The following is a 16,802-nucleotide window of genomic DNA, read 5'->3' as shown; positions in this document are numbered from 1 at the left end:
TGACTACATCGCTGCAATCAGCGGAAAAACAGTTTTTTTAATTTAACTGCAAGCGGAAGTTTATACAAAATTTTAAAAGCTTTGCTTTGTGCACATGCTTTTGCACCGTATTTCCGCCATAACAATATTAAAAATCTTATAATGATGTATACAGGAATATACAATATCAAGCTTACAACGAGCGATCCTGCAACTACCGTGTTGTTTAACCGGGTAAATGAAACAAACGGAATATCGAACAAGCTTTTATAAAAATTTTGCATAAAAGACATATTCAATAAAGCATAACCTACGGTATCAAACAAAGGGTCGGCAAAAGGAATAATCAGCGAAACTGCAGCTCCCGTCAGCAAAAAAGCCGCTTTATTAATCCGGATAAACAAAAAGCACACAAACAGTATGTACCACAACACATTGTTTTTAGGCATAAAGCCCAGCACCATTCCTATGGCGACCGCATGGGCAATTTCGCCCGGATGTGAATTTGTATTTAAAGATTTAAAAAGTTTAACGATCGGTGCAAACATCTTCCCTCCGTTTTAATGCCTTTGCATACACGTCTGCATACTTTTGTGCCGATTTATCCCAGCCCAGCTGCTGTTTCATTTTCATTGCGCGGTTTCGCATTGCATATATATGCTCTTTTTTGTTATACCACGTGTGAATAGCCCAGCCTACCGTATTATAAACGCTTTGCGGCGTTAAATCGTCAAACATAAATCCGGTACCCGCTCCGGTTTGCTCGTTGTAGTTTTCAACCGTATCCGCAAGACCGCCGGTGCGCCGCACTATGGGAAGCGTACCGTACAAAAGTGAATACATTTGATTTAAACCGCAGGGTTCGTACCTGCTGGGCATAAGAAAAAAATCCGCTCCGGCTTCCATAAGATGACTTAAACTATCGTCGTATCCGATGCGGCAGCGGAAATTCGGTAACTTCGCCTGAAGAACGCGCAGTTCGTCTTCGCACCATTTTTCACCAGAACCGAGGACGGCAAACTGCAGTTTTATATTCGAACACATATCATATACACAGCCGAAACCGGGGGCAAAAAGTTCGGCTATCCCCTTTTGATCGGCAAAACGGCTGATCATAGCTATCAGGGGAATGTCCGGGTTAACTTCAAAGCCGAACAGTTTTTGCAATGCCGCTTTGTTTTTTGCTTTTCCGCCGCGCTCGCCGCTGCCGGCATTGCATCCGCCGGATCCGGCGTCATCCGTACTGCAGTCGCTGTCAATATATTGAAACGGAATTTTCGTATCCGAAGCCGGATTCCACACATCGGTATCCACACCGTTTAAGATACCGGTTAAATCATCAGCTCTGGCGCGCAAAAGACCGTCCATTCTAAAACCGTACGCTGCATTTTGAATTTCCGCCGCATACGTCGGCGACACGGTCGTCAACATATCGGCACTGGTAATACCGGCTTTTAGAAAATTCATTCGGTCGTAGTCTTCAAAACCAGCCGCATAAAAATGCTCCCATGCAAGTCCCAAACACGGATAATTATGTTTTCCATATATTCCCTGATAACCTAAATTATGAATCGTCAATACGCTTGCCGAACGGAAAAAAGGACTTTGCACCTCGGTGTGTTCGTTAAACTTGAGTAAAACAGCTGCAAAGGCTGCCGACCAATCGTGAACGTGAAAGATATCCGGATACCAGTGCAATTTTTTACACAGCTTAAACGCCGCTTGACACAAAATAGCAAAACGAAACGGATTGTCCGCAAAGTCGGTTTCCTGTGCCGTGCCGTATACGCCGTCTCTACCGAATGCTTGTTCGTGGTCTATAAAATAAAGCGGAAGCGGACATTCTTTAACATGCGATTTCAAAGGCATATCAGCCGTATAAACCGCCGTCCATTCTTCGCGGTAACCGCAGGGAACGCCCATCGGACCTTCAAGTTTTTTTAGATTTTTTTTATCGATATTGTAATAGCGCGGCAGTACAATACGGACGTCGTGACCTTGTTTGTGCAATGCAATTGATAAAGCAGACACTGCATCCGCCAAACCGCCCGTTTTTGCAAAGGGAACGGCTTCGGCACTTACCATCAAAATCTTCATCCTGTACCCCGCTTGAGCGTAATCTTAAACGTAATATAGCATAAAACGTACATTAACGGAAGATACAATGTATGATTTGTGTGAAAAATAATATTAAGTGCTTGCACTAAGTTAAAGACTATGCTATATTGTTCACAAGTTGAACAACTGGCTTACCGACCTTTAGCCTGTTTCGGCGGCAAAGATTTTCGGCAAGTCATTCACCTTTTCCATTTTTTTTGCGTTTTGCAATAAAATGCAATAAAAAAGAAAATTTACTTTCAACTTTCACCCTACACTTTTAACCGGTTAACCGAAAACGCCGATACCTAAAACAAATCAATGGAACAAGATTCCGAACTTAGATTACTCTCAAATGTACACAGCGCTCTTAAAAGCAACAGCGAACTGAATCAGCGGGAACTTGCACAAAACACCAATTTATCGCTGGGAATGACAAACGCTCTTTTGCGCCGCTTTGCCGACAAAGGCTGGCTGTACATGAAAAAGATTTCAAAACGGAATATCCGTTACGTGTTAACTTCCGAAGGCATAAAAGAGCTTGCTTCGCGCAGCAAACGTTATTTTAAAAATACGGCGCGCCTTATGAGTGAATACAAAAATTGTATCAGCCATTTTGCAGCGGAAGCTGTGAATGCCGGATGCAATCAAATCGTTTTAATAGGAGAAAGCGATTTGGAATTTTTGTTTGACTATGCGTGCGGATTATACAAATTATCGTTTTATAAAAAAGCAGCGTTTAATTCATCTACAGCTTTGCAAGATGTATGCACAGCAAATACCGTCGTCGTTTTTTCAGACGAAGAACAGTATGAACATACCCAAAAAACACTTACTCTTAGTTTTGACAACAATGTCCGCTTTACCAGCATTATGCATATTTTACGGGAAAAAGAAATAGTATGAAAAATAACATTTACCGCTTTGCAATCTTGTGCGTATTTGCAGCCGCATACATAACCGGCTTTTCTCTTTACGCTCAAAATTCCGTTGACGTATTTAGCGCATTCAATTCGCGCTTAAATTCTGAAGAAAAAGAAAAACTTGCTTCAGGCGAAATTCTAATCCGCAATATCGGAAAAGCTAAAAACATGACTCTTAACCCCGTAACGGAATACGCGCGTACCCTTATCGATACCGTAAACGATTTACGCCCTGCATATTTGGCTGAAGTAATTCAAATACGAAAACTATCAGGCGGAAGCGAAAAGCCCGGCAACAACAGTACCGGCGAAAACCTTATCGAACGTATCCGGCCTCTTTTGCTTGATATAGAAAGCTATGTCGGCATTCCCTATTGGTCTGAACGCAATCAACGCTTTTACGATTTGTATTCAAGTGCCGAAATTTTAGAATCCCAAAAAACGGATACGGGAATGACTATGAACGCCGATTTGTTTATGAACCCGTTCGGCAATATAAACGTTAACATTGAATTGCTTTCCGACGAAAACGAACTTTTGTATACAATGCAAAACAACAGTATAGTCAAATACGAAAATATGACCATAATAAAAAAATACAATATGAAATCATTGGTCTATGTATTTGAATACGGCGATTTTGTTATTTTGTACGGCATCGGAGGCGTTCATGCTCCGAGCGTATTTTTTTTGCGCGACCGAATAGAAACGTCATTTATAAACCGCATAAAAACTTTTTGTAAATTCATTTTTGAAAAAATATAAGGACAATAAAAATAAATGCAAGCTCTTATGTTAGCCGCAGGAATGGGAAAAAGGCTCGGAAGGTATACGCAAAACGCTACCAAGTGCATGGTACCGGTAAACGGAAAAACACTTATCGAATATTGCATTGAAGCGCTTTTAAAAGCCGGCATCCGCACGATGATTATCGTTATCGGCTACAAAGGAGATGCATTAAAAAAATTCCTTGACGGAAAATATCCCGAAATGCGCATAACGTGGATAGAAAACCCGGTGTACGATAAAACAAACAATATCTATTCGCTGTTTTTAGCATCGAACGAGCTTGAAAAAGACGACACGATTTTGCTCGAAAGCGATTTGATTTTTGATCCTGCACTAATCGGCGAATTGATTGAAAACCCCGAACCCAATTTGGCGGTGGTTTCTCATTTTGAACCGTGGATGGATGGAACGGTAACGCTCATCGATTCACAAAACAATATAACCGGCATGCTCGGCAAAAAACAGTTTTTATGGGAAAACATTGGCGACTATTATAAAACGGTAAACATTTATAAACTGTCGAAAGAATTTTCGAGCAAGTACTACGTACCTTTTTTAGCGGCATACCAAAAAGCATACGGTCAAAACGAATACTATGAACAGGTTTTAAAAGTTATTTCATTTTTGGACTGCACCAATTTGCGCGCATACCCGATAAGCGGCGAACGCTGGTACGAAATAGACGATATGCAGGATTTGGCGATTGCTTCAAACCGTTTTGCATGCAAAGAAAAAAAACTTGAATTAATGCAAAAGCGATACGGCGGTTATTGGCGCTTTCCGTCCATGCTCGATTACTGCTATTTGGTTAATCCATATTTTCCGCCGGAAAAATTGGTAAATGAATTAAAGGCAAATTTTCAAACGCTTTTAACTGAGTACCCGAGCGGAAGCGCAGAGCAAGCACTTTTGGCAGGCAAAATCTTCGGCATAGCTCCTGAAAAAACGGTTGTGGGAAACGGTGCTGCAGAATTGATTTCGGCACTCACGCCGTATTTAAAAGCGCCCTTTTTAACCGTTCATCCGACATTCAACGAATATCCCGAACGATTTAAAAAACATTTCGGCGAAGACAGCATTGTTCCCCTGTATGCGGACGGAAAAACTTTTTCATACGGCACACAAGAACTTATCAGCGCGCTCGACAAAGCCGAAAAAGACGGTAAAAAAATCGGTACTGTTCTTTTAATAAACCCTGACAATCCAAGCGGCAATTTTATCGCTAAACGGGATGCAGAAAAACTGTTGGAATACTGTACACAAAAAAATATTATCTGCGTATTTGACGAATCGTTTATAGACTTTGCCCAAAGCGATATACGTTACACTTTTTTTAACGATGACATATTGGAAAAATATTCCTGTCTTATCGTAATCAAAAGCATAAGCAAAAGCTACGGCGTTCCCGGCTTGCGCTTAGGTGTTGCAGCCTCTTCGCGTACAGAACTCGTACAAAAACTGCGCAAAGAAATTTCCATTTGGAATATCAATTCTTTTGCAGAATATTTTTTGCAGATTTTCGACAAATACAAAGCCGATTACAAAACAGGCTGCGATAAAATTGCCGCCGAACGTACACGCTTTTTTGAATTATTGCGCGGCATACCGGGTCTTTACCCCTATGCAAGTCAAGCAAATTATATTTTGTGCAAACTGACCGAAAAACTTACTTCGTCAAAATTAACCATGCAATTACTTGAAAAATACAATATTTTTATAAAGGATTTGTCTTCAAAAACCGGCTTTGAGCACGGACAGTTTATTAGGCTTGCCGTCAGATCAAAGCAAGACAACGACAAACTGATAAAAGCATTGCAAGAATTATTATAAAGGTGTATTAAAAAATGCAAAACAGCGCAGCACCCCATGACCACTGGGATATGATTCTTGAGCCGAAGAACCGGCTTTTGGATTTAAAGATCCGCGAATTGATACGCTACCGCGATTTGGTATTTATGTTTATCAAGCGCGATTTTGTAACCGCATATAAACAAACGATTTTGGGACCGTTGTGGTACATCGTGCAGCCTTTGGTAACGACGGTTATGTACACATTTGTATTCGGTAACCTTGCGCAAATAGGTACCGACGGTGTTCCGTACCTGCTTTTTTATTTTGCAGGCACTATGTTGTGGACATATTTTACCGCATGCCTTAACAGCGCAGCAGCTTGTTTTTCAAACAATTCGGGTATTTTCGGCAAAGTCTATTTTCCGCGCTTGACCGTTCCTATTTCCACTACCGTCGGCCATATGATAAAACTGGGCATTCAATTTGCCACACTCATGATTTTTTACGTGTACTATCTTGTTATAAAAGCGCCCGTGCAGCCCTCATGGTGGATCGCGGCGCTGCCCCTGCTCGTTATTTGGGTGGGCGCTATGGGAACCGGCTTCGGCATGATTATATCGGCGCTGACGACAAAGTACCGCGATTTAAACCAGCTTTTGGGATTCGGGCTTTCGCTTGCAATGTATGCAACCCCGATTGTCTATCCGCTGTCCGAAGCGCCGCAAAAGTTTTGGTGGGTGTTTTACGTAAACCCGATGAGCGCGCCCATAGAACTGTTCCGCATTTGGTTTTACGGTGCAGGAAACATTCCCGTCTCTATGATTATCATCAGCATTGCCGAAACTCTTGCATTTATGTTTTTCGGTTTGGTGCTGTTTAACCGCAACGAGCGCACCTTTGTGGATGTGATTTAATGCAGTATTTATTGTCCGTACCTGAAAACCTTGCCTCGTGCTGGAGCAAAATTGTTCCCGATACCGAAGATCGGCAGTATATTGCCGCTTCGGATCCTAAGGGAGTAAAAATAGGTTCGGGAGGAGCGACCGCATGGCTTTTGTCTAAAAGCCGTATGCAAGCGGGCAGCACAAAAACAGCCGGTAAAAATAAAAACATCAGCATAAAGGCGCCGGGACCTGAAAAACGCATTATCATTCACGCAGGCGGACAAAGCAGACGCCTGCCCTCTTATGCGGTGTGGGGAAAATTACTGACGCCGATTCCCGTTTTTCGCTGGGCAATCGGACAAAGTGTTACGCAAACACTTTTAGACATTCAAAGCCGGTTGTATGAAAAATTTATGGCTTTGACATCGGAAAATCAAAATACGCTTATCGCATCGGGCGATATTTTGGTGCGCACCGATGAGCTTCCCGAAACTTTACCCGATGCCGACGTCGTATGCTTTGGTATGTGGACAGAAGCTGAAACAGCCTCTCATCACGGTGTATTTATCGTAAAAAAAGAAAGCCCGAACATTTTGGATTGCATGCTGCAAAAACCATCCCCTGCCATACTTGAAAAAATCGGACAAAACAGCTTTTTTATGATGGATGTGGGTATATGGATTTTAAGCGACAAAGCACTCGGCGTGCTTGAAAAAAAATGCATACCCAAAACCGGCGGAACCGGTACCGGTGCATCTTGCGGCTCCGGCGTGAATCCGCCTCCCCGTTTTTATGATTTATATTCCGATTTTGGACCCGCAATGGGAACTCATCCGACACTGCATGACAAAGAAATCGCTTCATTAAGTGTTGCCGTCGTATGCCTCAACAAAGGAGAGTTTTATCACTACGGAACGAGCGCAGAACTTATTTCGTCAACCGAAAAGATCCAAAACCTTGTAACAGATCAGCGCTCAATTTGGCATAAAAAAATAAAAACCCACCCAAGTATTTTTACACAAAATGCCGATATCGATGTTCAATGGAACACGGCACACCGCAATATTTGGATAGAAAACAGCACCGTAGGAAAAAAATGGACGCTGCGGGAAAATACAATTATTACCGGCGCACCTGTAAACAATTGGACGGTTGATATTCCTGCAGGTATCTGTGTCGATTTTGTTCCCGTGCGCAGCGCTCAAAATGGCAGAAATATCGCATGGTGTATTCGCCCCTACGGCATAAACGATTCGTTCCGCGGGGATTGCAGCAGCGAAAAAACGCAGTGGTGTTCCGCAGCGATTACAAAGTGGTTTACCCGGCGCAGCATAGACGCAGGCAAAGCAGGTATCGAGCTTGAAACAGACATTCAAAGTGCGCCGCTTTTTCCGGTCGTAAAAAAAGAAGAAGTTCCGCTTTTACTCAACTGGATGATTGCGTCAAAGCCGGATGAAAAACTAAGCGCACAAGAATGCCGACAAGCTGCAAACAACTGGCTTTCCGCCAAGCGTTTGTCTGCCGACAAAATCTGCACGCACTGCGACATTCCCTTTTTGTACAATCAACGGCTCGGTTATTGCACGGAAAACCTTAGCGTTTTGGCAAAACACTACGAAAAAAGCGTGTTTTACCAAAGCGATTTGGCGGTTGGCGCGCAATTATACGCAAAGCACGGTTTAAAACTTCCGGCGCATCTTTCTTCCGATGCTGAATATATAAACCGCATGCGCGACGCTATGTTCAAAAGCCGCGTTGCCGAATTGTGCGGCAAAGACGAACGCTTGGTCAAAAAAGAAAGCGATAAAGCCTTTGCCATATTGCGCGAAGCCATTGTGCAAACGGCACTTCCCGTTATGCCGCGCTACGATTTATATTCGGATCAAATCGTGTGGGGAAGAAGTCCCGTACGTATAGATATAGCAGGCGGCTGGAGCGACACTCCGCCCTTTTGCAATATCAACGGCGGCTCTGTTTTAAACGCTGCCGTCGATTTAAACGGACAGCAGCCCGTTCAAGTATATGTGCGCTCTATTCCGGAAAAAGTTATACGGCTTCGCTCAATCGATAACGGAAAAAGTGAAGAAGTACGCTCTTACAAAAGCCTTGCCGCCTTTAATCAAGTAGGATCGGTATTTGCTATTCCCAAAGCCGCCTTGTGTTTGTGCGGCTTTTATCCCGATTTTTGCACGCAGCATTTTGCAACACTTGAGCAGCAGCTTGATGCCATGGGCGGAGGTTTGGAATTAAGTCTTTTAGCCGCCATTCCCAAAGGCTCCGGACTCGGAACCAGTTCGGTGCTTGCAGCCGCCGTTTTGGGAACGCTTTCGAACGCATGCTCACTTAATTGGAGTAAACACGAAACGGCAAACCGCGTTCTCATACTCGAGCAGCTTTTAACAACCGGCGGCGGCTGGCAAGACCAATACGGAGCGGTATTCGGCGGTCTTAAATTGCTTGAAAGTTCGAGCGGTATTCAAAACAATATCGGCGTCGGTTGGCTGAACGAACGCTTGTTTACGGACGCGCAAACGGCGCCTTGCTGGCTTTTGTATTACACGGGAATTACCCGAACGGCAAAAAGCATTTTAGCCGAAATCGTAAAGTCGATGTTTTTAAATGAACAAAAAACGCTCGACATTTTGCACGATATAAAACAGCATGCATATAACAGCGCCCTCGCCTTTCAAACGGGAAACTATGAAAGCGCCGCCCGCGCTGTTTTACGCTCGTGGCAGCTGAACAAAAAACTCGACAGCGGTACAAGCAACGAAGAAATAGAGCGCATTATACGCATGATAGACGATTATGCTGCAGGCTATAAACTGCCCGGAGCAGGCGGCGGCGGCTACATGCTCATATGCGCAAAAGATACAGATGCCGTGTCAAGGATAGTCCGCATTTTGGAAGAACATCCTATAAACGAGCGCGCCCGTTTTGTCGGCATAAGTTTGAACACCAAAGGCTTGGAAATCAGCCGGTCGTAGGAGAAAGTTCGCCTCATGCAGCTAAGTACACAGGACAAAAACGACATACTTACGGGTCTTGCGTGGGATTATAAAGTATCAGAAGATGAATTACTTGATGTAATCAACGGGAAAAAAGAAAAAGCCGGTCCCTTTACTTCGGAAAAATTACTTGTACGCTGTCTCGAACGGGTAAGCTGGCACAGAATTGTTGCCCTGTGGGGCATAGAAAATATACTCAAGTCGTATACACCGAAACTGCTAATGCAAATTCATTCCAAAGTGTTGAGGAAAAGATATGATACCGTATTCCGATTATTACGAAAAGAGCCTTTACCCGCTTCAAGCTGGGGTTCTGAATATCATAAAAACTTGCAACACACATTTTTATCTGACCGGCGGATATTATCTGTGAAGCTCGACAAAAAGAGGCAGGCATTGAAATACCGGTCATTGTAGAAATATTAAAAGATATGCCGGAAGCCGAACTTAAATATATTAAGTGGATAAAAGATCCTGAATGGAAAAAATTTAAAAGTGATATTGAAACCATTATTTCGGATATGTTAATTAATGCGGATAACAGTTTGGCAGGATAAAATATGAAAGTCAAAAAACTTATTTCTCTTATAGTGCCCGTATACAATGAAAAAGCTAATATTTTACCCATGTATGAGGCATGTAAAAACGCGATGAACGAGGTTCCTTCATATAATTGGGAGTTGATTTTTATAAATGACGGCAGCAAAGATAATTCATTTGCCGTCTTAAACAAACTAGCTTCAAAAGATAAACGTGTAAAAGTTTTGGACTTTAGCCGCAATTTTGGAAAAGAAATTGCTCTTACAGCCGGCATACAAAATTGTTCAGGTGATACAAACGCTGCAATTTTTATGGATGCCGACTTACAACACCCCCCTGCTCTGATACCCCAATTTATTGAAAAATGGGAACATGGTGCTGATATAGTTGCCAGTATCCGTAAGGCAACAAAGAAAAAAGCTTTTATTAAACATATAGGCTCTAAAATTTTTTATTCGATCATGAACAAAAATGCAGACAGTCCTTTAACGCAAAATGCAACCGATTTTAAATTAATTGATAAAAAAGTTATTACTGTACTACAAAAGTTTACCGAACATAACAGAATGTTTCGCGGGCTTATCGATTGGCTGGGGTTTAAAACCGAATATATTGAATTTGTAGCTCCTGAGCGAATACACGGAGAAGCAACCTATTCTTTTATAAAACTTACCCGTTTGGCTGTAAACAGTATGACAAGCTTTTCGCTTTTTCCACTTCGCATAACAGGCTATTTCGGAGTTTTTATTTTTAGTGTCAGTTTTATACTACTATGTGTAATGTGTTTGTTTAGGTTTATACTAAAAAGCCCTATGTTTAGTTCCATTTCTTTTGTAATTGTACTGAATACGCTCGTGTTGGGAATTGTTCTTATGGCGCTTGGTTTAATTGCTTTGTATATCGGACAGATACGCGATGAAGTAGTAAACCGCCCGCTGTATGTGATACGGGAAAGAGTGAATTAAGTTTCAGAGGGAGAAAAATGAAAGATTTTGATAAAAACCTCACCATATTGGTAACATCCTGCGATAAATATTCCGATTTATGGATACCCTTTATAAAACTTTTTAGAAAATTTTGGTCAGATTGTCCTTACAAACTTGTTTTAATTTCCGAGAGCATAATATGTAAAGAGTTTGATGAAACTATCTTATGCGACAAAGGAAGGAAGGAAGGAAGGAAGAGCTCCGCGGAAACTATTTGTATAGCTTTAAGTCAACTGACAACACCTTACGTGTTACTACTTTGTGACGATTATTTTTTGATTGATTACGTTAACACAAATAAAATTGAAAAAATAATTCATGATATTAAATATTATAAAAGCGGCTGTATTAAAATGTTGGGCGATAACACAGTTTTACAGTCAAAAATACTGCAAACACAGCCTGCAAATGTAGCACCGGAGGAATATATAGAATATCCGAAAGGCTCCCCATACCGGTTATCTTTTCAAAGTTCAGTTTGGAACAGGAACTTTCTACTCACACTTATGAAAAAAGCAGACAATATTTGGGATTTTGAAAGAAAAATTTCGTATGACAAAGAAAGCTATACAATGCCGATTTATGGAACACGTAAAAGAATATTTCCATACATTGAAGTTGTACATAAAGGTAAATGGGAACATCTTGCATTACAGATATGTAATTACAATGATATTTCTATTGATCTAACAAAACGCGGCGTTTTATCTTCTTGGGATCAATTAAAAAGATGTATCCGGACTTTGATATTGGAAACAAATCCCAACATGATAGTAAAATTTCAAAATATACTTTCTCGTGAAAAGCGAAAGTAACATTTTTTTATTTGTGAGTTGATGTATTTGAATAATCAAAGGACACGTTATTAATGGAACCGAGAGAGAGCGAAAAAGCACGTCTGATATATCCTGATGTATTGAGGATTATAGCTGCCTTTGGAGTTATAATGGTACACACAATAGGTATTTACTACTATGATACGCCGATTCATTCTTTAAACTGGCAAATTATGAATATCTATAATAAAACTACTTTATGGTGTGTACCCGTATTCGTTATGATAAGCGGGATATTTTTTCTTGATGAACGACAAGAAAGAACAGTAAAGGCAGTATATATAAAACAGATTCCTAAAATAGGAATAAGGCTGTTATTGTGGTCGGCAATCTATTGCATAGTACTACAAGGTACAATTTCCGTATCAGGTGTATTGCATACGGCATCATCATCTCATTTATGGTTTTTATGTATAATACTTGTGTTATATACCATAACACCTGTTTTGCGTTTAATTCTGCAAAGATTAAACCGGTATAGCACAGCGATCTTTACAGTAGCCGTATTTCTTACATCTTTTATCCTATATATATATATATATATAGGTCGAGAGGATAATAAGTATTATTTTATTGAAGTTCTTTGCACTGAAATTCTTCGGTATATCGCTTACTACCTTGCAGGGTACTATTTTTCAAAATATGAGCTAAAACGTGTAACTCGAATAATAGTCTATTGTTGTGCCATTTTGGTAATTTTGTATACGATGGTTTTTATCGGAATAACTGCAAAAGAACAAAATACTGTAATACAAATAACTCCGACAGGCGATTTCGGGTATTTTAATTTTTTTAGTACAGTAATAACGGTAGCGGTATTTATCTTGTGTAAAAATATTTGCGATAGAATAACTTTTACGGCTTCTCGTAAAAAAAAGCTACGGTCTATAGCAAACCTTACTTTTGGTATATATTTGATACATGAGTTGCTTATACATTTTTTAGAAAAATATATAAAACACTATTTACAGCCGGGATTTTTATATATACCGGTAATAAGTATTGCTTTTTTTGTCCTTTCTGCAATAGTTGTATTTTTAATACGAAAAATACCTATTTTTAAAAAATATCTCGTATAAACCACACACATTAGTTAGAGCACATAACTATGATGATTAGTAATAAATATAATATATCTTTTATTAAGACAAGTACTTTCCTACTTATTGCAACAACTGTGGCTAATATTTGTGCCTATCTTTTCCAAATTGTAACAGCACGATATTTGTCAGTTGAATCTTACGGTATATTAAATACAGCTCTTTCTTTCAATTTTCTTTTTGCAATAACGGCTCTTCCTTTACAAAATTTTGTTGCGAACGAAATATCAAAACTAAAAGCTCGTAATGAGCTTTGTAGCGGCTTTTTCAGATTCACCGTTCATTCTTTACTACCTAATATTTTACTTCTTACATTTGTGCCTGCAACTTTCGCGGTAATTTTAGGGCGAAGGGTTCACATATCATATATTAATATCTTTATAACAATTGTTTACTTTTCTTTAACGAATATACAAATGTGGATAGTCGGTATGTTTCAAGGATTGCAGCGTTTTAAAATATTGGCTATCGTCATTATGTTGTTTCCGATGTCTGTATTATTTTTCGGAGCAGGTGCTGCAATGTTGGGTCATAGTGAAACCGGAGTATTATTTGGAAGATTGCTCGCCGGGATCCTTACAATTTCTTTTTTTTATGTACTTCTTTATAGAATATTTATGCATGATAAAACAGTTTACGTTGCCGACAAGATTGGTATTTTTAAATACTTTGTGCTAACCGGTTCAGCCTATATATTTTATAATACTCTTATGCAAGCGGATATACTGCTCGTGAGATTGTTTTTTTCGTCGTATGAAACAGGAATTTATTCTTCCGCTGCAATATTCGGAAAAGCTATTATATATTTTCCTGCAGCGATAGCGTTGGTTATTTTTCCCTTAGTTGCCGAAAACACCGCCGCCGGTGACACCTCGGAAAAACTCTTATTAAAAGCAATACTCTTAAACGTTGTTTTGTCCATCTTAGGCGCATTTTTTTTACTATTGTTTTCAAAATTTATCGTTTTAATTTCTTTGGGAAATGCATATGTAAATGCAACTCAGTTAGTTCGCTTTTACGGTTTTGCTTTTGTTCCTCTAAGCATAATTAATATTTTTTTTACATATTTTTTGGCAAAAGAAAAATATATTTGTATTTTACCGCTCGGGATAGCAGTTTTAATAGAGATTATAGGGACGTGTTTATTTCATGCTTCATTTATCCAAGTTATGGTAAATATTTTTTTTGCAAGTTTTATCGGTAATATCATTTTTATTGTATTGCTATATGATGAATACAGAAAATGTAAAATAAAACAAATAGGAGCTATGAATTGAATCTGTGTGTTTCAATTATTATTCCGGTAAAAGCTCTAAATGACTACATTCACGAAGCCTTACCCCACTTACTATCTTTGGATTATTCCAATTTTGAAATCCTCATATTCCCCGATGAATTACCGGACTATAAGCTGCCTAAGATATTTTCGGATACGCGGATTCGTATAATCGCAAGCGGAAAAACAGGGCCTGCAGAAAAACGTGATATGGCTTTGAAGTATGCACAGGGCGATATTTTTGCTTTTATAGATGACGATGCATATCCTCGTTTTGATTGGCTAAAAAATGCCGTAAAATACTTTGATGATAAAACTGTTGGGGCGGTAGGCGGACCTGCTGTAACACCTGACAGCGACTCCTTGCTACAAAAAGCTTCAGGTAGAGTTTTTGAATCTTATTTGTGTAGTGGAGCGTATATACGAAGATATAAACCGCAAAAACAAACGCTGGATGATGATTTACCGTCCGTCAATTTGCTCGTGCGCCGTGATGTATTCGAAAAAATCGGAGGCTTTGATTCTTCGTTTTATCCCGGCGAAGATACAAAACTGTGTTTAGATATAACAAAAAAACTGGGCAAAAAAATAATTTACTGCCCTGAAGTATTTGTTTATCACCATAGAAGAAAATTATTCAGAGGACATTTAAAACAGATTGCCAATTATGCAAAGCACCGTGGGTATTTTATGAAAAGACTTTCAGCAACATCGTTACGTATCCCGTATTTATTACCTTTGTGCTTTATGCTCGGCGTTTTTTTAGGTCCAATAGCGTGTATGCTTTTTCCTGTATTGTGGCCGGTATATTTTTCCGTTTTAGGACTATATTTTTTTGCAGACATTATTTCAGTATTTAAACTGAAAACGCCTTTGATAAGTTTACTTGCATTCTTTGGTGTATTTGCAACACATATAACGTATGGTTTTTTTACATTGGTCGGTTTATTCAGTAAAGATTTACCGCGATAGTTTATTTTTATGGGAGTTTAAATGAAAATAGCGATTTCCTATCCGCCACTTACAAGTACAAAGGGAACACCCCTTTTGGGACAAAACAGACAGTTTCAATGGTTTAATAGTCCTACGTATATTTACCCCATGGTACCAGCTTATGCAGCAACTTATTTAAAAACAAAAGGGCATGAAGTTGTATGGAATGATGCAATTGCACAGGAGTGGACATACGAACAATTTATAGATTTCTTTAAGAAAGAAGATTTTGACCTTATCATGCTTGAATCAAAAGCTCCTGTTTTGAAAATGCACTGGAAAATTGTTGACGAGCTAAAAAAAATAAATCCTCGAACCTTTATTGTTATGGTAGGTGATCATGTCACCGCGTTTCCTGATGAAACAATGAACAATTGTTCTGTTGATTTTGTATTGACCGGCGGAAATTATGATTTTTTACTTGCAAATCTTTGTGAAAATATTTCTCAGGGTGAATGCAAAATTCAAAATCTGGAACCGGGAATCTATTACCGAGAAAATCACAGTGTAAAAAATACAGGACAGTTCCAATTAAATCAAGATCTAAATAAATTACCTATGATCGACAGAGATTTAACTGACTGGAAATTATACAGTAAAAAAAATGGTAATTACAAACGTCTCCCCGGAACCTATACGTATGCATCAAGGGATTGTTGGTATCATAGGTGTACTTTTTGCAGCTGGACAACCCTATACCCCTCATATAGAACGCGAACTCCGGAACAACTTTTGGATGAAGTAGGCATACTGATCGAAAAATATGGTGTAAAGGAAATTATGGATGATTCGGGAGCTTTTCCCGTCGGAGAATGGCTGAGAACTTTTTGCAAAGGAATGATAGAACGGGGCTATAATAAAAAAATTATTATGGACTGTAATATGCGCTTTTGTGCCTTAAGTTTTGAAGATTATAAACTGATGCAAAAAGCAGGCTTCCGTTTCGTTCTGTTCGGTCTTGAAAGCGCAAACCAATCAACTTTGGACCGAATAAAGAAGGGGGAAAAAATTGAAGCTATGATAGAAAGCTGTCGATTGGCAAAAAAAGCCGGCCTTTCTCCTCATGTAACAATTATGTTTGGATATCCATGGGAAGGTGAAAAAGAAATTCAAAACACAGTAAAACTTGGACGTAAACTTTTACAAAAAGGCTATGCTCATACACTACAAGCAACAGTTGTTATCCCCTACCCCGGCACTCCCTTATATAAGGAATGTAAAGAAAACGGCTGGTTGCAAACGGAAGACTATGAAGAATTTGATATGCGCCGTCCGGTAATGAAAACGCCGGTGGGTGATGAAAAATTAAAAGAGGCTGTACAATCCGTATATAAGGTTGCCTTTAATCCCGAATTTTTACTTAGAAGATTATTCAGTATTCGAAGTGTTGATGACATAAAGTTTTTTGTTCGTGCAGCCGGAAAAGTACTTGGTCACTTAACAGACTTCAGAGGGAAATAGTTTATGGAAAAGACTAATAATGAAATAATGTATCAGGGCGGAGATACGGAAATATTCCGTCCTATGTTCAATAAAATATTACCCTATCTCATTTCTATACAAAATGAATCTATATCACAAAATATCGGGGGGGGGGGGG

At 39.6% G+C, this 16,802-nt stretch carries 15 protein-coding genes; 13 read left to right on the top strand and 2 right to left on the bottom strand.

Annotation, left to right across the window (positions count from 1 at the left end):
* Positions 1–17 precede the first annotated feature (17 nt).
* The gene (locus HMPREF9193_RS04705; protein ID WP_021686934.1) at positions 18–527 is read right to left on the bottom strand and encodes a TIGR03546 family protein; all 510 of its coding nucleotides are present in this window, start codon (positions 525–527) and stop codon (positions 18–20) included.
* Complete coding sequence (locus tag HMPREF9193_RS04700; RefSeq protein ID WP_021686933.1) at positions 508–2,076, bottom strand: glycogen synthase; 1,569 nt, start codon at positions 2,074–2,076, stop codon at positions 508–510. Before HMPREF9193_RS04700 ends, HMPREF9193_RS04705 begins: the two co-directional genes overlap by 20 nt.
* A 321-nt stretch (positions 2,077–2,397) precedes the next feature.
* Between HMPREF9193_RS04700 and HMPREF9193_RS04695 the strand changes: the two genes are divergently transcribed.
* From HMPREF9193_RS04695 to HMPREF9193_RS04640, 13 genes are read left to right on the top strand one after another with little or no spacing between them, the layout of a single operon-like run.
* The gene (locus HMPREF9193_RS04695; protein ID WP_021686932.1) at positions 2,398–2,982 is read left to right on the top strand and encodes a winged helix-turn-helix transcriptional regulator; all 585 of its coding nucleotides are present in this window, start codon (positions 2,398–2,400) and stop codon (positions 2,980–2,982) included.
* A complete protein-coding gene (locus tag HMPREF9193_RS04690; RefSeq protein WP_021686931.1) occupies positions 2,979–3,764 on the top strand; it encodes a DUF6675 family protein in 786 nt (261 codons plus the stop codon). Before HMPREF9193_RS04695 ends, HMPREF9193_RS04690 begins: the two co-directional genes overlap by 4 nt.
* 15 nt (positions 3,765–3,779) lie before the next feature.
* Positions 3,780–5,618 (top strand): aminotransferase class I/II-fold pyridoxal phosphate-dependent enzyme, encoded by a 1,839-nt coding sequence (locus tag HMPREF9193_RS04685; protein WP_021686930.1) that lies wholly within the window; start codon positions 3,780–3,782, stop codon positions 5,616–5,618.
* Positions 5,619–5,632: 14 nt separating this feature from the next.
* On the top strand, positions 5,633–6,493 hold the full coding sequence (locus HMPREF9193_RS04680) for an ABC transporter permease (protein ID WP_021686929.1): 861 nt from the start codon (positions 5,633–5,635) through the stop codon (positions 6,491–6,493).
* The gene (locus HMPREF9193_RS04675) at positions 6,493–9,450 is read left to right on the top strand and encodes a bifunctional fucokinase/fucose-1-phosphate guanylyltransferase (protein ID WP_021686928.1); all 2,958 of its coding nucleotides are present in this window, start codon (positions 6,493–6,495) and stop codon (positions 9,448–9,450) included. The genes HMPREF9193_RS04680 and HMPREF9193_RS04675 overlap by 1 nt, the downstream gene beginning before the upstream one ends.
* 15 nt (positions 9,451–9,465) lie before the next feature.
* Positions 9,466–9,888 (top strand): hypothetical protein, encoded by a 423-nt coding sequence (locus HMPREF9193_RS04670; protein ID WP_021686927.1) that lies wholly within the window; start codon positions 9,466–9,468, stop codon positions 9,886–9,888.
* Positions 9,889–9,902: 14 nt separating this feature from the next.
* Positions 9,903–10,028 (top strand): hypothetical protein, encoded by a 126-nt coding sequence (locus tag HMPREF9193_RS11470; RefSeq protein ID WP_021686926.1) that lies wholly within the window; start codon positions 9,903–9,905, stop codon positions 10,026–10,028.
* Positions 10,029–10,031: 3 nt separating this feature from the next.
* A complete protein-coding gene (locus HMPREF9193_RS04665; RefSeq protein ID WP_021686925.1) occupies positions 10,032–10,976 on the top strand; it encodes a glycosyltransferase family 2 protein in 945 nt (314 codons plus the stop codon).
* A gap of 17 nt (positions 10,977–10,993) precedes the next feature.
* Positions 10,994–11,812: a hypothetical protein gene (locus HMPREF9193_RS04660; protein WP_021686924.1), complete on the top strand. Its 819-nt coding sequence runs from the start codon at positions 10,994–10,996 to the stop codon at positions 11,810–11,812.
* Positions 11,813–11,865: 53 nt separating this feature from the next.
* Entirely contained in the window at positions 11,866–12,912 is a 1,047-nt protein-coding gene (locus HMPREF9193_RS11020; protein WP_021686923.1) for an acyltransferase, read from the top strand.
* A gap of 29 nt (positions 12,913–12,941) precedes the next feature.
* Positions 12,942–14,210 carry an oligosaccharide flippase family protein gene (locus HMPREF9193_RS04650; RefSeq protein WP_021686922.1) on the top strand — a complete coding sequence of 423 codons (1,269 nt, stop codon included), beginning with the start codon at positions 12,942–12,944 and terminating at the stop codon, positions 14,208–14,210.
* A complete protein-coding gene (locus HMPREF9193_RS04645; protein WP_021686921.1) occupies positions 14,207–15,181 on the top strand; it encodes a glycosyltransferase in 975 nt (324 codons plus the stop codon). The genes HMPREF9193_RS04650 and HMPREF9193_RS04645 overlap by 4 nt, the downstream gene beginning before the upstream one ends.
* A gap of 21 nt (positions 15,182–15,202) precedes the next feature.
* Entirely contained in the window at positions 15,203–16,663 is a 1,461-nt protein-coding gene (locus HMPREF9193_RS04640) for a B12-binding domain-containing radical SAM protein (RefSeq protein ID WP_021686920.1), read from the top strand.
* Positions 16,664–16,802 lie beyond the last annotated feature (139 nt).

It is taken from the genome of Treponema lecithinolyticum ATCC 700332, assembly GCA_000468055.1.
In the GTDB taxonomy this organism is placed as follows: Bacteria; Spirochaetota; Spirochaetia; order Treponematales; family Treponemataceae; genus Treponema_C; species Treponema_C lecithinolyticum.
The sequence above is the reverse complement of the archived record's forward strand: the minus strand, read 5'-3'. Positions and strand labels throughout refer to the sequence as shown.